25 protein-coding genes are annotated in these 22,217 nt (G+C 63.6%); 13 read left to right on the top strand and 12 right to left on the bottom strand.

The genetic code is table 11. The features are described 5' to 3' along the window. Nucleotides 1–108: 108 nt before the first annotated feature. Nucleotides 109–1,413: an alpha-hydroxy acid oxidase gene (locus QRN51_RS12135; RefSeq protein WP_284990093.1), complete on the bottom strand. Its 1,305-nt coding sequence runs from the start codon at nucleotides 1,411–1,413 to the stop codon at nucleotides 109–111. A 79-nt stretch (nucleotides 1,414–1,492) separates the two neighbouring features. Between QRN51_RS12135 and QRN51_RS12130 the strand changes: the two genes are divergently transcribed. Then, nucleotides 1,493–2,197 (top strand): FadR/GntR family transcriptional regulator, encoded by a 705-nt coding sequence (locus QRN51_RS12130; protein WP_284990091.1) that lies wholly within the window; start codon nucleotides 1,493–1,495, stop codon nucleotides 2,195–2,197. Here QRN51_RS12130 and QRN51_RS12125 read toward each other — a convergent pair. After that, the gene (locus tag QRN51_RS12125; RefSeq protein WP_284990089.1) at nucleotides 2,187–3,200 is read right to left on the bottom strand and encodes a LacI family DNA-binding transcriptional regulator; all 1,014 of its coding nucleotides are present in this window, start codon (nucleotides 3,198–3,200) and stop codon (nucleotides 2,187–2,189) included. The genes QRN51_RS12130 and QRN51_RS12125 overlap by 11 nt on opposite strands. 324 nt (nucleotides 3,201–3,524) lie before the next feature. On the opposite strand from QRN51_RS12125, the gene QRN51_RS12120 reads away from it, so the two are divergent. From QRN51_RS12120 to QRN51_RS12110, 3 genes are all read left to right on the top strand, one after another. Then, nucleotides 3,525–4,667 (top strand): 3-deoxy-7-phosphoheptulonate synthase, encoded by a 1,143-nt coding sequence (locus QRN51_RS12120; protein WP_284990088.1) that lies wholly within the window; start codon nucleotides 3,525–3,527, stop codon nucleotides 4,665–4,667. Between the two features lie 158 nt (nucleotides 4,668–4,825). Next, nucleotides 4,826–5,038, top strand: coding sequence for a helix-turn-helix domain-containing protein (locus QRN51_RS12115; RefSeq protein WP_059389516.1), 213 nt, complete (start codon nucleotides 4,826–4,828; stop codon nucleotides 5,036–5,038). A gap of 173 nt (nucleotides 5,039–5,211) precedes the next feature. Beyond that, on the top strand, nucleotides 5,212–5,310 hold the full coding sequence (locus tag QRN51_RS12110) for a 30S ribosomal protein bS22 (protein ID WP_003792170.1): 99 nt from the start codon (nucleotides 5,212–5,214) through the stop codon (nucleotides 5,308–5,310). 269 nt (nucleotides 5,311–5,579) lie between these two features. Here QRN51_RS12110 and QRN51_RS12105 read toward each other — a convergent pair whose 3' ends face one another. Next, entirely contained in the window at nucleotides 5,580–6,398 is an 819-nt protein-coding gene (locus QRN51_RS12105) for an HAD family hydrolase (protein ID WP_284990086.1), read from the bottom strand. Nucleotides 6,399–6,475: 77 nt separating this feature from the next. On the opposite strand from QRN51_RS12105, the gene QRN51_RS12100 reads away from it, so the two are divergent. Together QRN51_RS12100 and QRN51_RS12095 are read left to right on the top strand one after the other, a co-directional pair. Beyond that, nucleotides 6,476–6,730, top strand: a complete 255-nt coding sequence (locus tag QRN51_RS12100; protein ID WP_284990085.1) for a glutaredoxin family protein — start codon at nucleotides 6,476–6,478, stop codon at nucleotides 6,728–6,730. A 51-nt stretch (nucleotides 6,731–6,781) separates the two neighbouring features. Continuing rightward, nucleotides 6,782–7,489, top strand: coding sequence for a redox-sensing transcriptional repressor Rex (locus tag QRN51_RS12095; protein WP_059389518.1), 708 nt, complete (start codon nucleotides 6,782–6,784; stop codon nucleotides 7,487–7,489). 46 nt (nucleotides 7,490–7,535) lie between these two features. On the opposite strand, the gene QRN51_RS12090 is transcribed toward QRN51_RS12095, so the two are convergent. The 3 genes from QRN51_RS12090 to QRN51_RS12080 all read right to left on the bottom strand — a co-directional run bounded on the left by QRN51_RS12090 (nucleotide 7,536) and on the right by QRN51_RS12080 (nucleotide 10,030). After that, nucleotides 7,536–8,384 carry a hypothetical protein gene (locus QRN51_RS12090; RefSeq protein ID WP_284990083.1) on the bottom strand — a complete coding sequence of 283 codons (849 nt, stop codon included), beginning with the start codon at nucleotides 8,382–8,384 and terminating at the stop codon, nucleotides 7,536–7,538. Between the two features lie 235 nt (nucleotides 8,385–8,619). After that, entirely contained in the window at nucleotides 8,620–9,282 is a 663-nt protein-coding gene (locus tag QRN51_RS12085) for a hypothetical protein (protein WP_284990082.1), read from the bottom strand. 199 nt (nucleotides 9,283–9,481) lie between these two features. Continuing rightward, on the bottom strand, nucleotides 9,482–10,030 hold the full coding sequence (locus QRN51_RS12080) for a YceI family protein (protein ID WP_284990081.1): 549 nt from the start codon (nucleotides 10,028–10,030) through the stop codon (nucleotides 9,482–9,484). Between the two features lie 203 nt (nucleotides 10,031–10,233). Here QRN51_RS12080 and QRN51_RS12075 point away from each other — a divergent pair, with 203 nt between their 5' ends. The 5 genes from QRN51_RS12075 to ccsB are packed head-to-tail and all read left to right on the top strand — an operon-like array spanning nucleotide 10,234 to nucleotide 15,134. Then, the gene (locus tag QRN51_RS12075; protein ID WP_284990080.1) at nucleotides 10,234–10,896 is read left to right on the top strand and encodes a histidine phosphatase family protein; all 663 of its coding nucleotides are present in this window, start codon (nucleotides 10,234–10,236) and stop codon (nucleotides 10,894–10,896) included. 2 nt (nucleotides 10,897–10,898) lie between these two features. After that, a complete protein-coding gene (locus QRN51_RS12070) occupies nucleotides 10,899–11,549 on the top strand; it encodes a TlpA family protein disulfide reductase (protein ID WP_113990710.1) in 651 nt (216 codons plus the stop codon). A 14-nt stretch (nucleotides 11,550–11,563) separates the two neighbouring features. Continuing rightward, the gene (locus tag QRN51_RS12065; RefSeq protein ID WP_059389523.1) at nucleotides 11,564–12,319 is read left to right on the top strand and encodes a cytochrome c biogenesis CcdA family protein; all 756 of its coding nucleotides are present in this window, start codon (nucleotides 11,564–11,566) and stop codon (nucleotides 12,317–12,319) included. Continuing rightward, on the top strand, nucleotides 12,319–14,070 hold the full coding sequence (resB, locus tag QRN51_RS12060; RefSeq protein WP_502870861.1) for a cytochrome c biogenesis protein ResB: 1,752 nt from the start codon (nucleotides 12,319–12,321) through the stop codon (nucleotides 14,068–14,070). Before QRN51_RS12065 ends, resB begins: the two co-directional genes overlap by 1 nt. Beyond that, a complete protein-coding gene (gene ccsB / locus QRN51_RS12055) occupies nucleotides 14,070–15,134 on the top strand; it encodes a c-type cytochrome biogenesis protein CcsB (RefSeq protein WP_284990079.1) in 1,065 nt (354 codons plus the stop codon). Before resB ends, ccsB begins: the two co-directional genes overlap by 1 nt. Before the next feature lie 155 nt (nucleotides 15,135–15,289). Here ccsB and QRN51_RS12050 read toward each other — a convergent pair whose 3' ends face one another. Next, nucleotides 15,290–15,667 (bottom strand): PLD nuclease N-terminal domain-containing protein, encoded by a 378-nt coding sequence (locus QRN51_RS12050; RefSeq protein ID WP_059389527.1) that lies wholly within the window; start codon nucleotides 15,665–15,667, stop codon nucleotides 15,290–15,292. Nucleotides 15,668–15,748: 81 nt separating this feature from the next. Between QRN51_RS12050 and QRN51_RS12045 the strand changes: the two genes are divergently transcribed. Then, nucleotides 15,749–16,057 (top strand): DUF4229 domain-containing protein, encoded by a 309-nt coding sequence (locus tag QRN51_RS12045; RefSeq protein ID WP_284990077.1) that lies wholly within the window; start codon nucleotides 15,749–15,751, stop codon nucleotides 16,055–16,057. 164 nt (nucleotides 16,058–16,221) lie between these two features. Here QRN51_RS12045 and QRN51_RS12040 read toward each other — a convergent pair whose 3' ends face one another. The 5 genes from QRN51_RS12040 to QRN51_RS12020 form a co-directional block, all read right to left on the bottom strand. Continuing rightward, nucleotides 16,222–17,103: a 1,4-dihydroxy-2-naphthoate polyprenyltransferase gene (locus tag QRN51_RS12040; RefSeq protein ID WP_284990076.1), complete on the bottom strand. Its 882-nt coding sequence runs from the start codon at nucleotides 17,101–17,103 to the stop codon at nucleotides 16,222–16,224. 61 nt (nucleotides 17,104–17,164) lie between these two features. Next, the gene (locus QRN51_RS12035) at nucleotides 17,165–18,298 is read right to left on the bottom strand and encodes an AMP-binding protein (RefSeq protein ID WP_284990075.1); all 1,134 of its coding nucleotides are present in this window, start codon (nucleotides 18,296–18,298) and stop codon (nucleotides 17,165–17,167) included. 9 nt (nucleotides 18,299–18,307) lie between these two features. Beyond that, entirely contained in the window at nucleotides 18,308–19,261 is a 954-nt protein-coding gene (locus QRN51_RS12030; RefSeq protein ID WP_059389529.1) for a 1,4-dihydroxy-2-naphthoyl-CoA synthase, read from the bottom strand. Between the two features lie 21 nt (nucleotides 19,262–19,282). Then, nucleotides 19,283–19,720, bottom strand: a complete 438-nt coding sequence (locus tag QRN51_RS12025) for a VOC family protein (RefSeq protein ID WP_284990074.1) — start codon at nucleotides 19,718–19,720, stop codon at nucleotides 19,283–19,285. A 67-nt stretch (nucleotides 19,721–19,787) separates the two neighbouring features. Next, nucleotides 19,788–20,516: a CPBP family intramembrane glutamic endopeptidase gene (locus tag QRN51_RS12020; protein WP_284990073.1), complete on the bottom strand. Its 729-nt coding sequence runs from the start codon at nucleotides 20,514–20,516 to the stop codon at nucleotides 19,788–19,790. Between the two features lie 201 nt (nucleotides 20,517–20,717). On the opposite strand from QRN51_RS12020, the gene QRN51_RS12015 reads away from it, so the two are divergent. Next, nucleotides 20,718–22,196, top strand: coding sequence for an amino acid permease (locus tag QRN51_RS12015; RefSeq protein ID WP_284990072.1), 1,479 nt, complete (start codon nucleotides 20,718–20,720; stop codon nucleotides 22,194–22,196). Nucleotides 22,197–22,217: the final 21 nt, after the last annotated feature.

The following is a 22,217-nucleotide window of genomic DNA, read 5'->3' as shown; positions in this document are numbered from 1 at the left end:
CGGCCAGTACCTACTCTGCCAGCCAGTCCCAGACCAGCCACCCCAATCCTCACAGACGTTTTGACGCCTGTAAACGACAACAAATGCGAGTCAGTTGGGCAGCCCGACCTAGTGCTGCAGCAGACGCACGTGGTCCGGGGTGAGTTCCGAAATCTTCGTGACTCCGAGCAGGGCCATGGTGCGGGCCATGTCCTTTTCCAGGATCTGGATGGTGCGGTCCACGCCTGCGCGCCCGCCTGCCATGAGCCCGTACAGGTAGGCGCGGCCGATCAACGTGAAGTCGGCACCGAGGGCCAGGGCCGCCACGATGTCGGCGCCGCTCATGATGCCCGTGTCCAGGATGACGGCCGCGTCGCTGTTGTCCGCCTTCAGCGCCGCGGAGACCTCCGGAACGAGGTGCAGCGGAATCGGTGCCCGGTCCAGTTGGCGCCCGCCGTGGTTGGAGATCACGACGCCGTCCGCGCCGTGGTCCACCACCTTGCGGGCATCGTCCACCGTCTGGATGCCCTTGACCACCAGCTTGCCCTTCCAGGTTTCGCGGAGCCAGTCGAGGTCGTCGAAGGTCAGGGTGGGGTCGAACATGGAGTTGATGAGGTCGGCCACGGTTCCGGTGTAGCGGGAGAGCGAGGCGAAGGTTAGCGGCTCGTGCGTGAGGAAGTTGAACCACCAGGCGGGCCTGTACGAGGCATCCAGGACGGTCTTTACGGTGAGCGCCGGCGGAATGGTCATGCCGTTGCGGACGTCCCGCAGCCGGGCACCGGCGACGGCGGTGTCCACCGTGACCATGAGGGTGTCGTTTCCGGCCTTGGCGGCGCGCTCGATCAGTTCCAGGGAACGGTCCCGGTCCGTCCAGAGGTAGAGCTGAAACCAGTTGCGGCCCTTCGGAGCCGCCGCGGCCACGTCCTCGATGGAAGCCGTGCCCATCGTGGAGAGGGTGTACGGAATACCAGCCGCTTCGGCCGCCTTCGAGCCCGCATACTCGCCCTCCGACTGCATCATGCGGGTGAACCCAGTTGGCGCGATGCCGAACGGAAGCCGGGATTCCTTGCCCAGGATCCCGGTCCTGAGATCGATGCTGGAGACGTCGCGCAGGATCCCCGGCCGGAACTCGATGTCCTGGAAAGCCTGGCGGGCCCGGCGAAGGGTGATCTCCGCCTCCGCTGCACCGTCCGTGTAGTCGAACGGCGCCTGGGGAGTGCGCCGCTTGGCCATGTCCCGCAGTTCCCAAATGGTGGATGCGCGGCGCAGCTTCGCGGCATTGCTGAACTCCGGCTTCTTGAACTTCATGAGCGGCGCCAAGTCTGAGTATTTGGGAACCCGCCGCTTGAGTGCAGCAGGACGCCCGACGGCGGAGGATACGTTCGCGGGCACCTCAAGGGAAGGGGCGTTGCTTGGCTGGACGGTCTGCGTCATGATGCTGTCTCCCGTGGACTTGTGTGGTTAGACCACACTCTATGCCATGTGGTCCAACCACATCAACTACTATTTATCCATGCGAACGCACGAGCTCGTCCTGAGTTGGATCGAAAAGCAATTGTCCGACGGGCATTTGGTGCTTGGTGGACGGCTCCCCGCCGAGCGGGCGCTGGCCGAACAGTTGGAAGTTTCACGGACCTCGGTCCGCGAGGCAATCCGGATACTGGAAGCCATGGGCTTGGTGCGGGCAGGCGTCGGCTCCGGCAAGGACGCCGGGACAGTGGTTATCGCGGAACCGGCCACGGCACTCGGGTCAGCGCTCCGCCTCCACGTGGCCACACAGCATTTGCCCGTCGCCGACATCGTGGAAACACGGGTCCTGCTCGAATCATGGGCGGTGTCGCGCGCCAAGGCCGACGCCCCCGAACTCAACGAAGCAGCGAGGCTCCTGGACGAGATGGACCTGAGTGCCGCCGTCGACGACTTCCTCGCACTGGACGTCGCCTTCCACCTGGCGCTGGCGGAAGCCGCAGGAAATGCCGTGGTGAGCACCATCATGGGCTCGCTCCGTGAAGCGATCGAGGGTTACGCCGCGGCGCTCACGGCGAACCTGCCGGATTGGGGTCGCACCGCCGGTCGCCTGCGGTCCGAGCACCGCGCCATTTTGGCGGCAGTGAACGACGGCGACGGCGGCCGGGCGGCGACGCTCGTGGCCGCGCACATCGAGGGCTACTACCGGGAAGCCGGGCTGGGGAAGGCCCTTGGGGAAACTAGGCCTTGACGGGTCCAGTGCTTCCCCTGAGCTCAATCCGGGGCGGGAAGTAGTTCGTGGGGGAGGCGGCGTCGTTGGTCTGGATCTGCTCCCGCATGCGGCGCCACGCAAGGTCCCCGAGGTCGGAAATCGGTACAGCCGCAGTGGTTAGCGGAGGCATGGTGTACCGGGCGAACGGCATGTCATCGAAACCCGTGAGGGACAGGTCCTCCGGCACGCGGATCCCGCGCTCGCTGAGTCCGCTCAAGAGGCCCATCGCCGCGACGTCGTTGAAGACAAGGATGCCGGTGGCGCCGCAGGCGGCGACGGCATCGCTCGACTCGAATCCGGCGTCGAACGTGTTCCCTCCGGGAATGAACTGCAGTTCGACATCCGGGAATTCGGCCGTAAACTTCTCGAGCCCACGGAGGCGCTGCACGTTGGACGCACTGCGGTCCGGTCCCGTCAGGTAGGCCAGTTTGCGGTGGCCCAATTCCACCAAGTGGGCGGCAAGCTCCTGGATGCCTTGGCCGTAGTCCACTACGAGGCTGGGAGTCGGCACCGACTCGGTGGTGCGGTTGATGAGGACGAGGGGATAGAGCGTGGGGGCGAGTTCTTCCAGGTCGGCGTCGCTCATGCGGGGGGCGCAAAGAACGACGCCGTCGCATCGCCTCCGGGCTTCCCCTGCGAGGATCGCTTCTTCGCTGGAAACTTCGGACGAGTCGGCGATCAACACGCGGTAGCCGTCGCGGGCGGCGGCAATACTCAGCCCGCGAAGGATGGCCTGGAAAGTGGGGTTGGACAGGTCCGGCACCACGATTCCGATAGTGTCCGTTTTCCCCAGGGCCAGGCTTCGGCCTACCGGGTTCGGCTTGTACTTCAGCTCGGAAGCGGCTGCGCGCACGCGGGCGGCAATGTCCGCGTCCACGGTTGTGTTTCCGTTCATGACGCGGGAAACCGTGGCATGCGAAACGCCGGCCATGGATGCCACATCTGCGATGCCCACCCGCCGGGTGTTCCTTCTGCCTGGCATGCTTTCCTTCCTGGAGCTGATGCCGCCCGGTTCCAATGCTGCGGCGACGTGTGTTCTGAGGTGAAGTTTATAGTGAGTGAGGAAACGGTTTCCCTTGATGTCGTTGCATTTCGATTTGCGGGAATCCGGAGCCTGCCGCTATGGTTTCGCTATGACTAAGCGTTGGTATGCGTATTTTTCGTTGGCTCTGGAGGGGCCCGCGTCTAACTGACACGCATCCAACTTTCCTTCAGAGCCAACCGGGCAGAGATCATTCTCTGCCCTTCGCCATTTCCAGGCGGGCTCTGAGTAGGGTCCGCTCCTCTCCGGAACAGGACCCCTTTCATGACCAGCATCGCCGCAGAGCCCACCACACTAAATGCCGACGTCGAAAATCCCGGCGCGCAGTCGACGTCGAACCTGCGCGTCAGCCGCTTCGAGCCGCTCCCCACGCCGCAGGAAATCAGCGCGGAACTGCCGCTGGACGCTAAGGCCTCCGCCGTCGTCGAGCGCGGACGCGACGGAGTCCGCGCCATCATGGACGGCGTGGACGATCGCCTCCTGGTGATCGTGGGACCGTGCTCCATCCACGATCCGAAGGCCGGCCTGGAATACGCGCGCAGGCTGGTCAGCCAGGCGGAGAAGCACAAGGAAGACCTGCTCATCGTCATGCGGGCCTACTTCGAGAAGCCGCGCACCACGGTCGGCTGGAAGGGCCTCATCAACGATCCCCACTTGGACGGCAGCCACGACATCGCGGCCGGACTCCGTGCTGCCCGTGGATTCCTCCAGCAAGTCACGGCCCTGGGCCTGCCGACGGCCACCGAGTTCCTGGAACCCATCAGCCCGCAATACATGGCCGACCTCGTGGCGTGGGGCGCCATCGGTGCGCGGACCACCGAGAGCCAGATCCACCGCCAGCTCGCCTCCGGACTGTCCATGCCGATCGGTTTCAAGAACGGGACCGACGGCGACCTCCAAGTCGCGATCGATGCCTGCGGCGCCTCTGCGGCACCCCAGGCGTTCCTGGGGATCGACGGCGAGGGCCGCGCCGCCCTCGTGGCGACCTCGGGCAACCCGGACACCCATGTGATCCTGCGCGGCGGCCGCAAGGGACCGAACTACGCCGCGGACCAGGTTGCCGCTGCCTCGGAGAAGCTCTCGGCAAAGGGCTTGAACCCGCGGCTCATCGTTGACGCGAGCCATGCCAACAGCGGCAAGAGCCACCACCGCCAGGCCGAAGTCGCCTTGGAGATCGGCGCGCAGTTGGAAGATGACGTTGCTTCGCCGATCGCCGGCGTCATGCTGGAGAGCTTCCTTGTCGGTGGGGCGCAGAACCTGGATGTGGAGCGGCAGTCGGCCGGCGAACAAGAGCTGGTGTACGGCCAGAGCGTCACCGACGCCTGCATGGAATGGGACGTCACGGTGTCCGTCCTGAACCAGTTGGCGGCCTCGGCCCGAAAGCGTCGGATAGCTGCTTCCAACTAAGTGAAACCTAGTCTCCACTTGGACGAAAGACTTTCACTTTGGTACCAGCAGCCTCTAGAGTATCTAGCACATGGTTGTTTGATGGCTCAGCATCGGCACACCAGGTAATGAATGCTGGGGTTCGCCGCTAACCGCTGAGAGCAAAGGAATATGGAGAAATGTCCGCAGAGACTAACTTCTCGAACGCGCGTTTCATGACAGTGGCTGAAGTTGCCGAAGTCCTCCGGGTTTCCAAAATGACCGTGTACCGTCTGGTCCACTCGGGAGAATTGCCGGCCGTCCGATTTGGACGATCATTCCGGGTCCCCGAAGATGCCGTGAGCCAGTACCTCAAGGGCGCGGTCGTCGACGGACACTCAGAGACGGCTTGAGCCCCGCTTGGTCCCCTCAAGGGCCAGCGGTCATTGGGTGCCCCCGATAAGCGGTACCCTGTTAAGGAACGTTTTACGTCATTGTAAGAATCTGTCAGTTGTAAAGTCTGTTGCTCAGTTCAAGGACCTCACCCAGCAGACAGAATCTCAATCTAGTTTGGTAAGGAACTTACGTGGGTTCAGTTATTAAGAAGCGCCGCAAGCGTATGGCCAAGAAGAAGCACCGCAAACTGCTTCGCAAGACCCGCCACCAGCGTCGCAATAAGAAGTAGAGATACTTCCTACAGCGTGAATGCCCGTTGCCTCTCAAGGCGGCGGGCATTTTTGCGTCCGTCCCCGGTGACGCTCGCTCACATATGTCGGCCGTTTCGACAACGCTCGCTCAGGTATGTGGGCACATGCCGGAACTGCGGTCGTCACATCATGTGAGCGAGGGTTGCCGGGGAGGCGGGTATATATGAGCGAGGGTTGCCGGGGAGGCGGGTATATGTGAGCGAGGGTTGCCGGGGAGGCGGGTATATGTGAGCGAGGGTTGCTGGGGTTAGGCCCTCGGGCTGCGGAACTTGGAGAAGCCCCGCCACAAGCCGTAGACGGCGCCTCCGACGGTCGCGGCCTTGAGGCCGAGCGTGGCTGCCCGGCGGCCGGAACGGAAGTCGTAAACAGGCCAGTTGTTCTCCCGCGCGTGGCGGCGAAGCCCGGCGTCGGGATTGATGCACACGGGGTGGCCCACCAACGTGAGCAGCGGGATATCGTTATGCGAATCGCTGTACGCCCAGCAGCGCTTCAGGTCCAGGCCTTCTTCGTCCGCTACGCGCTGCACGGCCACGGCCTTGGCTGGCCCGTGGAGGATCTCGCCCACCAACCGGCCGGTGTAAGCGCCATCTTCAACCTCACCCACGGTACCCAGGGCGCCGGTCAGGCCGAGCCGCGTGGAAATGACGGTGGCAACTTCGATGGGCGTGGCGGTGACGAGCCAGACCTTCCGGCCAACACGCAGGTGCTGTTCCGCCAGGGCCTTGGTACCGGGCCAGATCCGCGACTCGATCATCTCGTCATAGACCTCTTCGCCCAGCTCCTTGATATCGGACACCTTGATACCGGCCGCGAGGATCAGCGCGGAATCCCGGACGGAATGGACGTCCTCCATCTTTTCGCCCCGGAGCACGAACTTGAACTGCTTCCAGGCAAAGCCCGCGGCTTGGGAGAGCGTGAAGGCCCTGCGTTCATACATCTTCCGGGCAACGTGGAAGAGGCTGGCACCCTTCATGAGGGTGTTGTCGACGTCGAAGAATGCGGCTTCGCCGTGTTGCTGCGTTGCAGCCGGCGCGGTGGCCACAACGGCGTTCTTCTCGACGGGCATGCCTCGAGTCTAGTCAATCGTCCGGCCCCCTGCCGTTCGCGACTGCCGTGACGACGCTGAAGCGATACCGTTGAACCATGCCAAATCCCGACGTCGTACTCCTCACCAAAGTTGACTGCCACCTTTGCGCCGCGGCGCGGGACGCCGTCGAACGCGTGACCTCAAGCCTTGGGCTCACGTGGACCGAACAGTCAATCGACACTGACCCGGCACTGCGCGAGCGCTACGCCGAGGAGATCCCGGTGGTATTCGTGGACGGAATCCAGCGGGATTTCTGGAAAATCGATGAGGCACGATTGGTGCGGGTCCTGAAGAAGGCCATCGCCGCCTGAACATGCGTGCAGAGCTTTGTTGGCAATAGAGTGGGAAAACAAAGCGACGCAATGGAGAAGAACGTGACTGCGCTGGAACCGTCCGCCGAGGCTGTACCCGGGGACAAGGAGTCTGCCGCGAAGCAGATACCGCCCGCGGCTGTGGCCCGGATGACGCTTTACTTGCGCGCTCTGAACTCCCTGCTCGGTGAAGGCGTGGAACGGGTTTCCTCCGAGGCGTTGGCCGAAGCGTCCGGAGTCAGTTCGTCCACCTTGCGCAAAGACCTCTCCTACGTCGGCTCCTACGGAACGCGTGGCGTCGGGTACGAGGTCCAATACCTGAGCCGGCATATCGCGGCGGCGCTCGGCCTGACCCACGACTGGAAAGTGGCCATTGTGGGCGCCGGCAACCTGGGCAAGGCCTTGGCACGATACGGCGGCTTCGAGTCGCGCGGTTTCGACGTGGTGGCGATCCTCGACGCCGATCCCATGATTATCGGGAACGAGGTCGGCTGGCTGCGGGTCAGCGACGCCGCCAATCTTGAAACGGTCCTTCAGCGGACCGGAACCAACATGGTTGTCCTGGCCCTCCCGGCCGCGGTGGCACAAGGCGTCTGCGACCGCGTGATCAGCGCGGGTATCCGCAGCATCCTCAGCTTTGCCCCGGTGCTGCTGCAAGTTCCTCCGTACGTGAATCTGCGCAAAGTGGACATGGCCACTGAGCTCCAGATCCTGGCGTATCACGCACAACGGGCACAGACCCCGGGCCAGGCCATTTAGGCCGGACCGGGTCTGCACCCGTTGTTTTGGTTTTAGCGTCTAGCGCCTAGCGGCCGTACGGCGCCTGGCCGTAAGGGTTCGCGAACGGCTGGGCTTTCCGGAAGTACGGCGCCGAGGCCGGCAAATAGAGCATCACGATCGCGGCGATGCCCAAGAGGATGGTGATGAGCTGGGCCACTCCGTAAAGCAGGCCGAAAGTGAATGATCCACCAAACAGGCCAACGAGCGAGATTGCGGCGAAGACGGTTCCTAGGATCCGGGCCCAGTTCTTGCCCTTACGGACAGGGAAAGCAACAAGTGCGTAGAGGCCCAAAGATATGAGGCCGCCGATGAGTGCCCCAATGACTACGGCGCCTTGCATGCTCTGCATTGCGCCGGCGGGCAGCGCCTGACCCTGCCGGGCAGCGGACTGTTCCATCATCGCGGTGAAGGTGTCGCCGCCGGTGAAGGCAAGGATCAGTGCGCTGATGAATGAGAGCACACCCGCGCCGACAATCATCAGGAATGCCGTGTTGACCAGCTGCGGGACTCCGGACGTCGCAGCGGGCTGCTGGCTCGGCCAAGTGACGGGGCCGCCCTGCCCGTACTGCGGGACGGAAGGCTGGCCGTACTGCGGAGCCTGCTGCCCGTACTGTGGAGGCTGCTGGCCGTACTGCGGAGCCTGCTGGCCGTACTGCGGCACGGAAGGCTGGCCGTATTGCGGCTGCTGGGGTGCCTGTTGGCCGTACTGCGGTGTCTGCTGGCCGTACTGAGGCGCGGAAGGCTGGCCATACTGCGGAGTTTGCTGGCCGTATTGCGGCTGCTGACCCTGCTGAGGTGTTTGCTGGCCGTATTTCGGCTCCTCAGGGGTGGGATTCTCGTCCGGAGTGGACGGCGGGTACGGAGGGGTGCTCATGGCATTCCTTTGCGTGTCGACTGCAGATACGGCTGCCGGGTGCAACGTGCCCCGCCCCCAGCTCGGCTTAATTCCACCGTACCCCGACGGCACAGCGCTGGTGATGATTCACGGGAAGAATTCTCGCTGAACAAGCTTCGGCGGAGCTCCCGTGAATCCTGCATGGACAAACGGAAGGCCGCGGGGTCCTTTCGGGACCGGCCGCGGCCTTCAGCCATGGGTGCTGCGTTGGTGGTTATACGAAGTGCTTCCTGGACTCCGGAAGCCACATCAAGACCGCAGCCGCGACGGCTACCGCCGATCCGATGAAGTTGAGGTTAAGGGTAACCACCTGGACCAGAAGGGAAATCACCGCGAAGGCTCCGAGGATGGTCAGGACAAGTCGCGCCCAGCGGGAGCCCTCTTTGAGCCGAATGGCAATGAAGAGGTAGAGGGCTGCGAACACCAGGCTGAAAATCAGGCCCACGATGCCAGGGCCCACCATCATCTCGCCGAAGAGGCCGCGCATCGTGAAGATGTTGAGGAAGCTGGCAACAATACCCAGGGCGGCAGCCGCGACCCACAACCAGTAGGAGATGGTTAGCTGCTGCGGGACTCCGGTGGTGTCCCGAAAGCGCTGCGCGATGTTGTTGAAGTCGAGTCCAAAAGTGTTCCGCGCGGGGGCCGCGTAGCCGAGCCCTGCCGGCGGCGCGGTATTCGGACCCGCTGGCATGCCATAGGCGGGTTGGCCTTGCTGCTGGTATCCGGGGGCGGGCTGCTGGTAAGAGGGAGGCGCTTGGTAAGAAGGAGGTGCTTGGTATCCCTGCGGAGGCTGGTAACCCGCAGGAGGGACATTGCCGGGCTGCGGTGGCTGGGCTCCGGGCTGCTGAGGCTGAGGAGCTTCGTTTGGGTTACTCATGGCATCACTTTAGACCTGAGGTTTAAGGATTCATAGGAAATTCTTGGCTAATTCGCCGCTAAGTATCGGCTTTTACCCGAACAATAGGCGGGTGACACCGCGAGCAAAAAATGGCGCCTCCTGGGCTGCGCACGCGATCGTGTGCAGCCCCGAAGGCGCCATTCAGTCCGTTAGCCCGGGGGATTGGGAACCTGGTGGATTAGGCGGCAGGTGCGATGAAGGCCAGTTCGAGGTTAATGACAACCTTGTCGCTGACCAGGACGCCACCGGCCTCGAGCACTGCGTTCCAGGTCAGGCCGAAGTCCTTGCGGCTGATGGTGGTCTCACCGGAAACGCCTGCGCGGGTGTTGCCGAACGGGTCAACGGCTACGCCGTTGAACTCGGTTTCGATGGTGACCTCTTTGGAGACGCCCTTGATGGTCAGATCGCCCACGAGGTCGAAGCTGTCGCCGTTGGCCTTGACGTGGCGGGAGACGAAAGTGATTTCCGGGAACTTCTCCACATCGAAGAAGTCCTCGCCCTTGACGTGGCCGTCGCGGTTGGCGTCGCCGGAGTCGAAGCTGGCGGTCTGGATGCTTGCGGCGACCTTGGAGTCGGCCAGGCTGCCGCCAAGTTCAAGGGTGGCTTCTGCCTCGGTGAACTGGCCGCGGACCTTGCTGATGCCTGCGTGGCGGACGGTGAAGCCGATCTCGCTGTGCGAGTTGTCGAGGGTCCAGACGCCGGTGGTGACGTTTGCGGGAAGAGTCATGGGGTTCTCCTTGGGAAGGTGTGATCGTAGCTTCATCGGTCGTTCGGCCGTACTTAGTTGAAGTGTCAACCGAACCTTGTGTCAAGTATAAACATGCAAATGCATCTTTTATTCCACCTTCAGGGAACATTCTGAAGAAACTTTCAGTTCTACGAAACGTAGAAGATTTCAGATCGCCCGCCTTCTTTGAGAAACTGGTAAACATGCCCCAAGCAACTGTCCATCTGCTCCGCCATGGCGAGGTCTACAATCCCGACGGCATTCTGTACGGCAGACTGCCCGAATTTCACCTCTCCGAACGCGGCCGCGAGATGGCCAAGATGCTCGCGGACCACTTCGCTGCCCGCGTCGCGCAGGGGGCGAACATCGTCTACCTTGTCGCCTCGCCGTTGACCCGCGCGCAGGAAACCGCCCTTCCCACTTCCCAGGCGTTGGACCTCCAGATCCACACGGAACCGCGGATCATCGAGGCGGAGAACCACTTCGAAGGGCTCAAGGCCAACATCTCCGAATTCATCAAGCCCAAGCATTGGCGTGAGTACCGCAACCCCTTGCGTCCGTCCTGGGGCGAGTCGTACCAGGACCAGGTCGCCCGGATGCGTGCCGCCGTCGAGGACGCCCGGCTGAAGGCAATCGAACTCGGCGGCGATGGCGCCGAAGCCATCCTCGTCAGCCACCAGCTTCCCATCTACGCCACGCGCCTCAGCGCGGAGGGCCGGCCCCTGTGGCACGATCCGCGCAAACGCGAGTGCACGCTGACGTCGCTGACTTCCCTGGTGTTCGACGGCGGCAAGGTTGCGCGGGTGGAGTACAGCGAACCCGCCGCCGTGCTGCTGCCCGGTGCCGCGAAGACGCCCGGAGCATGACCATGGACCGCGATACCACCAGCCGCAAGACCAGCGGCCAGAAAATCAACGCAGCCTTGACCTCACGCCGCAGCTTCCTCGCTGTCGGTGGTGTGGCACTCTCTGCATTGACCATGGGCTTGTCCGCCTGTGCCCAGGAAGACGCCCTGGCCCAGCAAGCCAAAGCCGGCGACAACAAGAACTACGTCGCCGGGGACGGCTCGGTGACGGAATTCGCCAAAGCCGACCGTAAGGCCGCCGTCGGGATCAAGGGCACGTTGTTCGACGGAACTGCCGTGACTCCGCAGGACCTGGTCGGCAAGGTGACCGTCCTCAACTTCTGGTTCGCCGCGTGCGCGCCGTGCCGGGTTGAAGCGCCGATTCTTGAGGAACTGCACCAGGAGTTCAAGAGCAAAGGTGTCCAGTTCTACGGTGTGAACCTCCGGGACGAGAAGGCTACGGCCGACGCCTTCGACCAGACGTTCAAGCTCACGTACCCCAGCTTCAATGACAAAGACGGCGCAGTGCTCCTGTCTGTCTCCGGCATTGTGCCCCCGGGTGCGGTGCCCACCACGCTCGTCCTGGACAAAGAAGGCAAGGTTGCCGCCCGCGTCCTGGGCGAGATCGAGAAGAGCACCCTCAAGGCCCTCATCACCACCGCGGTTGCCGAGTAGGTGGCCCGGACAGCGTGAACAGCCCTTTCGCCGAGACCATCCTGAGTGGTTCCTTGCTGCTGGCCATCCCCGTGGCCCTGCTGGCCGGACTCGTGTCCTTCCTGTCGCCATGCGTCCTGCCGCTGGTGCCTGGCTACCTTGGCTACGTGACCGGGCTGAGCGGCGTCGACCTCCAGAAGCAAAAGCGCGGACGCATGCTCGCGGGAATCGGCCTGTTCGTCCTCGGATTCTCCGCGATTTTCGTCCTGCTCGGTGGCGCGTTCGGCCAATTGGGGACCCTCATCACCGGCCCGCAGAACGCGTGGATCACGCAATTGCTGGGCGTGCTGGTGATCATCATGGGCGTTGTGTTCCTAGGCGGCTTCGGGTGGTTGCAGCGTGACGCCAAAATCCATGCCAAGCCGCCAGCCGGTCTGTGGGGTGCTCCTTTGTTGGGCATCACGTTCGGACTCGGCTGGGCCCCCTGTATTGGCCCCACCTATTCCGCAGTTCAGCTGCTGAGCCTTTCCGGGGGATCGTCCGCGGCGAAGGGGGCGCTCCTGGCGTTTGTCTATAGTCTTGGCCTTGGCATTCCCTTCCTTTTGATAGCCCTCGCAGTCCGCCGGGGGATGGGTGTCATGTCCTTCTTCCGCAAGCATCGCCTCGCGATCCAGCGGATGGGCGGGGGCATCCTGATCCTCTTGGGAATCCTGATGGCCACGGGAGTGTGGGGCGCCTGGGTTACCGGGCTGCAGTACTGGTTCCAAACCGATGTGAAGTTGCCGATCTGATGAGCGAGCCCGTGCAAGGTAAAACGAAGTCCAACAAGTCCGCCAGCGAATCCGTGGAAGCTGACAACGCCGCTGACAACGCCTCTGGCAGCGCAGCTGGCAAGGCCGCCGGCAAGGCGATTGACAAGGCCAAGGCCGAGGCGGCACTGCCGGTCCTGGGGATCGTAGGCATGCTGCGATGGGCCTGGACCCAGCTGACCAGCATGCGTACGGCGCTGTTCCTGCTGCTGCTCCTGGCAGTCGCGGCTGTTCCCGGCTCGCTGTTCCCGCAGCGCCCGGCCAACCCTTCGATCGTGACGCAGTACATCAGCGACCACCCGGACTACGGCAAGCTCCTGGACTCCGTGCAGCTCTACGACGTGTACTCCTCTGCCTGGTTCTCGGCGATCTACATCTTGCTGTTCATCTCCCTGATCGGCTGCGTCACGCCACGGGCCATCGCCCACTACAAGGCAATGCGCTCCCAGCCGCCGCGGACCCCGAAGCGTCTCTCCCGCCTCCCGGAGTACGGCACGCTTGTGCTGCCCGCCGACGCCGGGATCCCGGCGTCGAAGGCTATCTCGGACGCCGCTGCGGTCCTGAAGAAGCGCGGCTACCGCGTGGAGGTGCGCGACGTCGACGCCGCCATGCCGTCCTTGGGTGCCGAGCGCGGCTTCCTCAAGGAAGTGGGAAACCTCGTGTTCCACGCTTCGCTGATCGGAGTGCTGGTTTCGGTGGCGGTCGGCGGCCTGTTCGGCTACAGCGGCCAGCGCATCCTGGTGGAAGGCGACACGTTCGTGAACACCTTGGTGGGCTACGACCAATTCAGCCCCGGCACCAACTTCCAGAGCAGCTGGCTGCAGCCGTACTCCATCCAGCTGAACAAGTTCGACGTCAAGTTCGACCGTGAATCGTCGGCACACTTCGGCCAGCCCATCGACTTCACGGCGGACGTCACCACCAAGGACACCCCGGACGCGCCCGCCAAGAAGCAGGTCCTCAAGGTCAACGATCCCGTGTCCCTTGGCGATACGAGCATTTACCTGACGGGCAACGGCTACGCTCCCGTGGTCACGGTCCGGGACGGCGCCGGCAACGTCGCGATGCAGGGGCCTGTCGTGGCCAAGCTGCAGGGTGACAACTACTACTCCTCGGTGGTCATCAAGGTTCCCGATGCCAAGCCCGATCAGCTCGGCTTCGCGGGATTCTTCCTGCCGACGGCCATGGTGACGGACAAGGGTGTCGCCTACAGCGGCGATCCCGAACTCTTCAACCCGCAGTTGAACCTCAACTCGTACTACGGCGACCTCGGCCTGAACAAGGGCGCCCCGCAGAACGTCTTCGAGCTCGATGTAGCCAAGCTGACCCCGCTCAATGGCCGCGGCATGGCGGAGAAGGCCATCGCGCTCGCCCCGGGAGGCACCTACACGCTTCCTAACGGCAAGGGCAGCATCACTTTCGACGGCGTCAAGAAGTACGTCGGCGTCGACATCCACCACAATCCGGGCCAGGCCACCGCGCTCGTGTTCGCCTTGCTTGCGGTCGCCGGACTGATTCTCTCCCTCTACCTGAACCGCCGTCGCGTCTGGGTCCGCACCGGAACCCACGACGACGGGCGCACAATGGTGGAGTACGGTCTCCTTGCCCGCGGCGAGGACCACAGGCTGGCCGGCGAAGCTGCCGCGATCCGCGAACTGCTGCAACGAGAATGGCTGCTCCACACAGATCAGTCCACCGACACCGTTTCTTCCTCAACCTCGAAGGACCAGTAATGCTCCCCATCAACGAAACCATGGGCCAATACAGCGAGCTTTTCATGCTGCTCGCGGCCGGCACCTACACGGTGGCGTTCATCGCTTTCGCGTGGGACCTCGCCAAGAGCAGCAAGATGCTGAAGGCAGTGGACCTGAAGGCAGCCTCTTCCGTGGCAGCCGAGGTCAAGGTTCCGGTCGCCGCCGGGCGTGCCGGTGGAAGCGACGTCGGCGGACCGGCCGGCCGTACCGAGCGCCCGACGTCGGCCATCACCTCCGTCAACCAGACCGCCGGCGGTGACATGAAGTACGCCGCCGAGCGCCGCATTCCCGCCCGCGTGGCGGTGGCGGTCGCGATCATCGGCGTGGCAATCCATGGTGCCGGAGTCATCACCCGCGCGATCGGCGCAGGCCGCGTGCCGTGGGGCAACATGTACGAGTTCCTGACCACCGGCGCTTTCCTGGTGGTTGCGGTCTTCCTGCTTTCGCTCATCCGCCGTGACCTGCGCTTCCTGGGCACCTTCGTACTGGGCCTCGCGGTGATCATGATGGTGGCCGCGTCCGTGACCTACTGGACCCCGGTAGGCCACTTGGTTCCGGCACTGCAAAGCTACTGGCTGGTCATCCACGTCTCCATCGCCGTGATGTCCGCGTCCCTGTTCACTTTGACGTTCGCCATGTCAGCCCTGCAGTTGCTGCAATCGCACCGGCAGAAGACCCTGGCGGCCGGCGGCGTGGACAAACTGGGCTTCATGCGGCTCGTACCGAACGCGTTGAGCCTGGAAAACCTGTCCTACCGCATCAACACCGTGGGATTCGTGGGCTGGACCTTCACCCTCATGTTCGGCGCCATCTGGGCAGAGAAAGCCTGGGGCCGATTCTGGGGCTGGGACACCAAGGAAGTCTGGACCTTCGTGATTTGGGTGGTCTACGCCGGCTACCTGCACGCGCGCGCCACCCGCGGCTGGACGGGAACCCGCGCTGCCTGGTTGTCGATTGCAGGCTACCTGTGCGTGATCTTCAACTTCACCGTGGTCAACGTGTTCTTCAACGGCCTGCACTCCTACTCGGGGCTGTCGCAGTAGGACTGCCCAGGACGGGTGCCTTACCGTCCTGACCCTTTTTGAATTAACGACGACGGCGACACTCCGCACTTGCGGGCGTGTCGCCGTCGTTCGTGTTTCAAAGGAGGTCAGGAAGGGAGCCCTCTCGTGCCGCAGGTTCAATCACCTGTCACCCGTCAGCTGTTGACGTCGCCGCTGTCGTCGGCCTTGGATTCGCCCTTGAGCTTGCGTTCCTTGGCTTCGAGTTCGGCTTTGAGCTTTTTCAGCCGTTCGGCTTCGGCCTGGTTGCGACGGCGGACCTCCAGGTTGCGGAGAAAGTCGGGGTCGTCGTCGGGAGCGGTGGGGTGGCTCGCAGGCTGCGGGGTGGGCCGGATGTTGTAGGGGCGGCCCAAAATGAACCAAAGAGCGGCTCCGAGGATCGGCAGGAAAATCACGACAAGGAGCCAAGCGGGTTTGGAAATTCCCCGGGTGGCGCGGCGGTCGGTGCGAATGACGTCCACCAGCCCATAGACGTACACGAGCAGGACGGCGACAACTGCAACAACGCGGAGCATACCGTCAAGTCTAGTCGCCGTCGGGTCCGGTGATAGGTGCGCGATCAGGGTGCAATCAGGCTGTGAGGCTAAACTTGATCCGTGGCTTTCCTCAAATACTCCCTGATCCGCCTGGCGATCTTCGTACCGCTCTTCGTTCTCTTCGCCCTCCTGCAGACAGGGTTGTTCCTGGCGGCGATTTTCGCGGGCCTCATCGCGTTCGCCATCAGCTACTTGTTTTTCCAGAAGCAGCGCGACGCCGCGACTGCCGCCATGCGCGAACGTTTCTCCGGGCGGGCCAAGCCCATGCGCTCGGCGTTAGAGATTGAGGACGCCTCGATCGAGGACCGGCTGGTCGATGAAAACCCCGCGGTAAAGGTCGAGAACGACCGCCGCCCCAAAGAAGCCTAGAAGCTCAAGGCCCAGATGTGAGCGAGGGTTGGCGAAAACCGGCCTATATGTGAGCGTGGGTTGTGGGGAAGGACGCTCGCTCACATATCTGATGTTTCCTGCGGACGCTCGCTCACATCATGTGAGCGAGGGTTTTCGAAAAACGGCTTATATGTGAGCGGGCGTTAGAAGCCGTGGCTCAGGATGAGGCCCAGCGAGAACAGCACGCTGTAGCCAAGGTTGATCATTCCGGTCTGCTTGAGGACGGGGATGAGGCTCTTGCGCTTCCGGCCGTTGACCATGAGCCATGCCGGCATGAGGCAAGCGGGGATCAGCAGCAGTACTATCAGCATCCACGGCTTGGCGGGCGCCAGCACCACTACCAGCAGGATCGCGACGGCCAACATCAGGACGTAGCTCTCGCGGGCGTGGCGGTCGCCCAGACGCACGGCCAGTGTCCGTTTGCCCGCGGCCATGTCCGTCGGGATGTCGCGCACATTGTTGGCCATCAGCAGGGCACAGGCGATCAATCCCGTGCCGATGGCGCCGATGACGGCCGGAAGGCTCACTTGCCCGGCCTGTGTGTAGGTGGTGCCGAGCGTTGCCACCAGGCCGAAGAAGACAAACACAAACAGGTCGCCCAGGCCCAGGTAGCCGTACGGGTTCTTGCCGCCGGTGTATCCCCAGGCGGCAAGGACGCAGCCAATACCCACCAGGATCAGCCACCAGGTCTGCGTAATGATCACCAGGACCAGGCCGAAAATCATGGCCAGGCCGAACGCGCCGAACGCAGCCCACTTGACGTGGTCCGGGCGTGCCACGCCGGAACCGACCAGCCTGAGCGGACCCACGCGGTCCTCATCGGTGCCACGGATGCCGTCCGAGTAGTCGTTGGCGTAGTTGACGCCGATCTGCAGCAGCAGGGCCACGAGGGCGGCAAGGATGGCATTCAAGAGCCGGAAAGATTGCAGCTCGTAGGCGGCCGCTGTGCCGATCAGCACCGGCGCGATCGCGGCCGGCAGGGTGCGCAGGCGGGCGCCTTGAATCCATTGTGCAGCTGTTGCCACGTTCAGTACCTCGTGTTGTTTCGCGTTGGGGGAAGGCAAATGACGGTCAGGGAGGACGTGTCTATTCTCCCTGATGCACCTCGGCGAGAAGCTCGATCATCGCCAGCCGGTCCGGCTTTCCGTTGGGGAGCATGATGAGGCTATCCGTGGTCAGCACTGTTTTGGGCGCGAGGGTCCCCAGCGATTCCTGGCAGCGGGCCTTGTAGGCCGCGACAGCTTCCGGGGAGCTGTCCTCGACGGCGACATAGGCCGCCACCGCCTGGCCCCACTCGCGGGAAGGCACCCCGGCCACGAAAGCCGCCGTGACGCCGTCGAACTTTTCAAGCTCCGCCTGGATGAACGCCGCGGAGGCTTTCACGCCGCCGGTGACGATGATGTCGTCGGCGCGTCCCAGCACCGTGAGCGTGCCGTCGTTGGCGAGCTCGCCGAGATCGTTGGTGCGGTACCAACGTGTGCCGTCCTCCTCGAAAAACGCCTCGGCGGTCGCCTCGGGCGCCCCTAGGTAACCGGACGCCACGGTGTCGCCGCCCAGGAGGACCCGGCCGTCGTCGTCGAGCATGACCCTGACCCCGTCGATGGGGCTTCCGTCGTACACGCAGCCGCCGCACGTCTCGGCGGAGCCATAGGTGGTCACCACCTTCAGTCCGGCCTCCCTGGCGGCGTCCAGCAGCGCGGCGGAGGCAGGTGCACCGCCCAGGAGGATGCCGTTGAAACGGCGAAGGACTGCGAGGGTCTGCGGCGATGGTGAGTCCAGGAGCCGCTGCAGTTGCGTCGGCACCAAGGAGGTGAAGCGGATCGTGTCCGTCAGCTCTTCGGCGGCGGCGGTGAAAGCCTCCGGAGTGAAGCCGTTCGAGAGGTCCATCACCCACGGGCGCGTGCCGGCGAAGAGCGAGCGGACCAAAACCTGGACGCCGGCAACGTATTGCAGCGGCAGTGCCAGGAGCCACTGTCCCTCGCCGCGGAGCGCGATGGCCGTGGCCATGGAAGAAGCTGCGAGCTGGTCGACCGTGAGCACCGTGGCCTTGGGCGTGCCGGTGGAACCGGAGGTGCGGACCACTACTGCGGCATCCTCGAAACCAGGCGTTTCAACGGCGACCGCTACCGGGGTGCCGGCCTCCGGGACGACGATTTCGACGGCGGGTCCCTCATCGTGGAGGGCGGCGGCCAAGGCTTTGAGAACGGGGTCGATGTTCACGGGCGAGTCCTAGAAGTAGTACGGAAAGTTGGACCAGTCCGGATCGCGCTTCTCGAGGAAGGCTTCCTTGCCCTCCACGGCTTCGTCCGTCATGTAGGCCAGGCGCGTGGCCTCCCCGGCGAAGACCTGTTGGCCGGCCAAGCCGTCGTCGGCGAGGTTGAAGGCGAACTTGAGCATGCGGATGGCTTGCGGGGACTGGCGCGCGATGTCCGCGGCGTACTCAAGTGCAACTTCCTCGAGGCGCTCGTGGTCCACAGCCTCGTTGACGGCACCCATGCGGACCATGTCCTCCGCGGAATACTCACGGGCCAGGAAGAAGATCTCGCGGGCGGCTTTCTGCCCGATCTGCCGGGCGAGCAGCGCCGAGCCGTAACCGGCGTCGAAACTTCCCACGGTGGCGTCGGTCTGCTTGAACTTGCCGTGCTCGCGGGACGCGATGGTGAGGTCCGAGACAACGTGAAGTGAGTGCCCGCCACCGGCGGCCCAGCCGTTCACGACGGCGATGACCACCTTGGGCATGGTCCGCATGAGCCGCTGGACTTCCAGGATGTGCAGGCGGCCGGCCCGCGCGGGGTCGATGCTCTCCTGCGTCTCACCGTCGGCGTACCGGTAGCCGTCGCGGCCGCGGATCCGCTGGTCCCCGCCGGAACAGAAGGAGTGGCCGCCGTCCTTGGGGGAGGGGCCGTTCCCGGTGAGGAGTACCGTGGCGACATCCGGAGTCATCCGGGCGTGGTCCATGGCGCGGTAGAGCTCGTCAACGGTGCCGGGGCGGAAGGCATTGCGGACCTCCGGGCGGTTGAAAGCGATCCGGACCGTCGGAAGGTCCCTCGTCACCTTTCCGTCTGCGTCCCGCTCGACCTGCCGGTGGTACGTCATGTCCTGGAAATCGTCGAAACCGGACACGGTACGCCAGCGCGACGGGTCAAAGACGTCGGATACCTTGGCGGGGAAGTCGTTGCTCACCCTCAGAGTCTAGTAATCCAGTCAGCTGATGCAGAACTCGTTGCCTTCGGGATCCGCCATGGTGTGCCATTCGTGCGGCCCTTGCTTTGCCGTCCACAGGTATTTCGCGCCCCGCGCTTCCAATTCGGCGCGGACGTCGTCCTTGTCCTGTTCGTTGAGGCGAACGTCCCAGTGGACACGGTTCTTGACGGTCTTGTCCTCCGGAACGGTCTGGAACAGGAAGCGGCGGCGGGTGTCCTTGTCCTGGTCTTCTTCCGGGCCGATGGCCGCGCCGTCCTTCCACACGAGCTTGCCGTTGTGGGTGGTGGTCTCTTCCTCCGTGGCGAAGCCTTGATCCACCATGGACCGGATGAACGCCTCGTCCTGGGGCTCCACGATCCACTCGAGCGTCTCGGCCCACCAATCGGCCAGGACGTGAGGATTCTTGCAGTCGATCACTACCTGAAAGTTCAGTGCCATGGACTGAACCTACGACGACGGCGCGTGGCCGGGGAAGTGCCAAGCGGACAGTTCCGGTCCGGGTTGGTTAGCCGCCGAGGAGTTGCGGCGGGATCGCGTAGATCAGCACGACGGCCAACAGGTTCTTGGCGGCGTGAACGAAGTAGGAGAACATCACGTTCTTGCCCGTCCAGACGTAGACGGCCACCAGCACGACGCCCATTCCGAGGTACGGGGCCAGGGCCGGAAGTACCAGGCCCTCACGTCCCACAACGTGGATGGCCGCGAAACAAAGCACGGACAGCGCGCAACATAGCCAAATATTGACGCGGCGGGACAACTTACCGATGAGCAGGTGCCGGAACAGGTATTCCTCCACGAAGGGCCCCAACACCACCAGCAAAGGGACCACGAACCAGGCCGGCAGTTGCAGGACCAGGGACTGGAGGCCCAGTTGGTTCTGCGACTCCTTGGCCGAGCCGGTAACCGTCACCAGGATGGCGGTGATCACGAGCATCGCCACGATGGACAGCGGAATCATGGCGAGCGTGAACCACGGACGCGTGGCCAGGATCAGGAGGTCCCGGGCAATGACGCGCCAAGCAGCCGCAACCGCGAACAAGCCCACCGATGCGTAGAAAGCGAGGTTGATGGCGAAGACGGCGGTGGCGGGGTCGGGGAAGACGTGCTCTACGAAAGCCGTCACCGGGGCCGTGGCGAGGCTGAGGACAGCCGCCAATGACACATAGAGTCCGAAAGCCGCAGCGTCCAAGCCCGTGAAACGGTATAGCCTGCCGGCTGGCGGAATGGTGCCCATATGTCCAGCGTAACGCCCCTGTTTGTTGCCCGCGTCACGCTCCGCCGAAATCACCGGGTAAGATGGTTTTGCCGGATTTACCTTCGACGCTTCCGTGTTTTCGCCACTGATTCGACTTGCCAACAGGCTGAAAGCTCGAATTGCTTGTGCCGATGCGCGTGAAGCCAGGGCCGGTATCTCCTCAACCCACAAGGAACAGCTGTGCCTCAAAACACCACAACCGACCTTCAGCGTGAGCCGGGAACCCTGGCTGCGCCCAGTACCGCTACAACTTCCGAAAACCTCAGCGCCGAGGGCTACCAGAAGACCCTGAGCCGCCGCCACGTCACGATGATCGCGATGGGTGGCGCGATCGGCGTCGGCCTCTTCATGGGCGCGGGCGGACGCCTCGCCTCCACCGGTCCGGCCTTGATTTTCTCGTACGCCATTGCCGGCGTCATCGCCTACCTGCTGATGCGGGCCCTCGGCGAACTGATCATGTACCGCCAGACCTCCGGCTCCTTTGTCAGCTACGCCGGTGAAATGTTCGGCAAAAAGGGCGCCTTCCTCTCCGGTTGGATGTATTTCATCAACTGGGCCATGACCGGCATCGCCGAACTCATTGCCATCGGCCTGTACTTCCAGTTTTTCTTCCCGAACGTTCCCGTTGAACTGTCCGCCATCGCCGCGCTGGTGCTGCTGGTGGCCGTGAACTTGTTCAGCGTCAAGGCCTTCGGCGAGTTCGAATTCTGGGCTTCCTGCCTCAAGGTCGCCGCGATCCTGATCTTCCTCGCCGTGGGCACCTTCATGGTGGTGACCAACGCGCAGGTCGGCACCGGCCACGCGTCCGTCGGGAACCTCTTCGCTGCCGACGGCGGCATGTTCCCCAAGGGCGGCCTGGTGATGATCCTGGTCCTCAACGCCGTGATCTTCGCCTACAACGCCATCGAACTGGTCGGCATCACCGCCGGCGAGATGCAGAACCCGGAACGCGAAGTGCCCAAGGCGATTCGCGCCGTCGTGATCCGCATTGTGGTTTTCTACGTCGGTTCCGTCACCCTGCTGGCGATGCTCCTGCCCTCGGACCAGTACCACGCGGGCACCTCCCCGTTCGTCACGGTGTTCGGCCAGATGGGCCTGCCGTGGATGGGCGACGTCATGAACATGATCGTCATCACCGCCGCGCTGTCCTCGTGCAACTCGGGCCTGTACTCGATCGGCCGCATCTTCCGCACCATGGCCAACAATGGACACGCCCCCAAGTGGCTCACCAAGATGTCCACCCGCCACGTGCCGTACGCGGCCATCCTGGCAATCGGGGCCGTGTACCTCGTGGGCATCCTGCTCAACATCTGGTTGGGTGGTTCGCACGCCTTCGACCTCGCGCTGAACACCGCTTCGATCGGGGTCATCTTCACATGGGGCTCCATCTTCGCCAGCCAGATCGCGCTGCGCAAGAAGAAGGGCAACGTCTCCAGCCTCCCCATGCCCGGTTCGCCGTGGACCAGTTGGGTTGGCCTGATCGCACTCTTGGCCATCACCGTGCTGATCGGCATGGACACCATGACGGACAAGGCAACGGGCGAGGTGTTCCTCCTGGGCCTCTGGACCCTGGCCACCATCCCGTTCTTCGCCCTGGTGCTGTGGCTCGGCTGGCAGAAGGTCAAGAACAACGAACCGAAGAGCGAGCTTTTTAGCTGACCCCCGCTTTGTAGCCAAACG

The sequence above is a fragment of the Arthrobacter sp. efr-133-TYG-120 genome (assembly GCF_030209785.1).
Taxonomy (GTDB): domain Bacteria; phylum Actinomycetota; class Actinomycetes; order Actinomycetales; family Micrococcaceae; genus Arthrobacter.
This window is presented reverse-complemented; position numbering and strand designations above follow the sequence as displayed.

Bases quoted from the DNA above. Each gene is read 5' to 3' on its own strand.
- QRN51_RS12135 (WP_284990093.1), bottom strand. From the start codon at position 1,413: ATGACGCAGACCGTCCAGCCAAGCAACGCCCCTTCCCTTGAGGTGCCC.
- QRN51_RS12095 (WP_059389518.1), top strand. From the start codon at position 6,782: ATGGAGAAGAACGTGACTGCGCTGGAACCGTCCGCCGAGGCTGTACCC.
- ccsB (WP_284990079.1), top strand. From the start codon at position 14,070: ATGCTCCCCATCAACGAAACCATGGGCCAATACAGCGAGCTTTTCATG.
- QRN51_RS12075 (WP_284990080.1), top strand. From the start codon at position 10,234: ATGCCCCAAGCAACTGTCCATCTGCTCCGCCATGGCGAGGTCTACAAT.
- resB (WP_502870861.1), top strand. From the start codon at position 12,319: ATGAGCGAGCCCGTGCAAGGTAAAACGAAGTCCAACAAGTCCGCCAGC.
- QRN51_RS12085 (WP_284990082.1), bottom strand. From the start codon at position 9,282: ATGAGTAACCCAAACGAAGCTCCTCAGCCTCAGCAGCCCGGAGCCCAG.
- QRN51_RS12025 (WP_284990074.1), bottom strand. From the start codon at position 19,720: ATGGCACTGAACTTTCAGGTAGTGATCGACTGCAAGAATCCTCACGTC.
- QRN51_RS12115 (WP_059389516.1), top strand. From the start codon at position 4,826: ATGTCCGCAGAGACTAACTTCTCGAACGCGCGTTTCATGACAGTGGCT.
- QRN51_RS12090 (WP_284990083.1), bottom strand. From the start codon at position 8,384: ATGAGCACCCCTCCGTACCCGCCGTCCACTCCGGACGAGAATCCCACC.
- QRN51_RS12050 (WP_059389527.1), bottom strand. From the start codon at position 15,667: ATGCTCCGCGTTGTTGCAGTTGTCGCCGTCCTGCTCGTGTACGTCTAT.
- QRN51_RS12130 (WP_284990091.1), top strand. From the start codon at position 1,493: ATGCGAACGCACGAGCTCGTCCTGAGTTGGATCGAAAAGCAATTGTCC.
- QRN51_RS12120 (WP_284990088.1), top strand. From the start codon at position 3,525: ATGACCAGCATCGCCGCAGAGCCCACCACACTAAATGCCGACGTCGAA.
- QRN51_RS12105 (WP_284990086.1), bottom strand. From the start codon at position 6,398: ATGCCCGTCGAGAAGAACGCCGTTGTGGCCACCGCGCCGGCTGCAACG.
- QRN51_RS12020 (WP_284990073.1), bottom strand. From the start codon at position 20,516: ATGGGCACCATTCCGCCAGCCGGCAGGCTATACCGTTTCACGGGCTTG.
- QRN51_RS12070 (WP_113990710.1), top strand. From the start codon at position 10,899: ATGGACCGCGATACCACCAGCCGCAAGACCAGCGGCCAGAAAATCAAC.
- QRN51_RS12125 (WP_284990089.1), bottom strand. From the start codon at position 3,200: ATGCCAGGCAGAAGGAACACCCGGCGGGTGGGCATCGCAGATGTGGCA.
- QRN51_RS12080 (WP_284990081.1), bottom strand. From the start codon at position 10,030: ATGACTCTTCCCGCAAACGTCACCACCGGCGTCTGGACCCTCGACAAC.
- QRN51_RS12100 (WP_284990085.1), top strand. From the start codon at position 6,476: ATGCCAAATCCCGACGTCGTACTCCTCACCAAAGTTGACTGCCACCTT.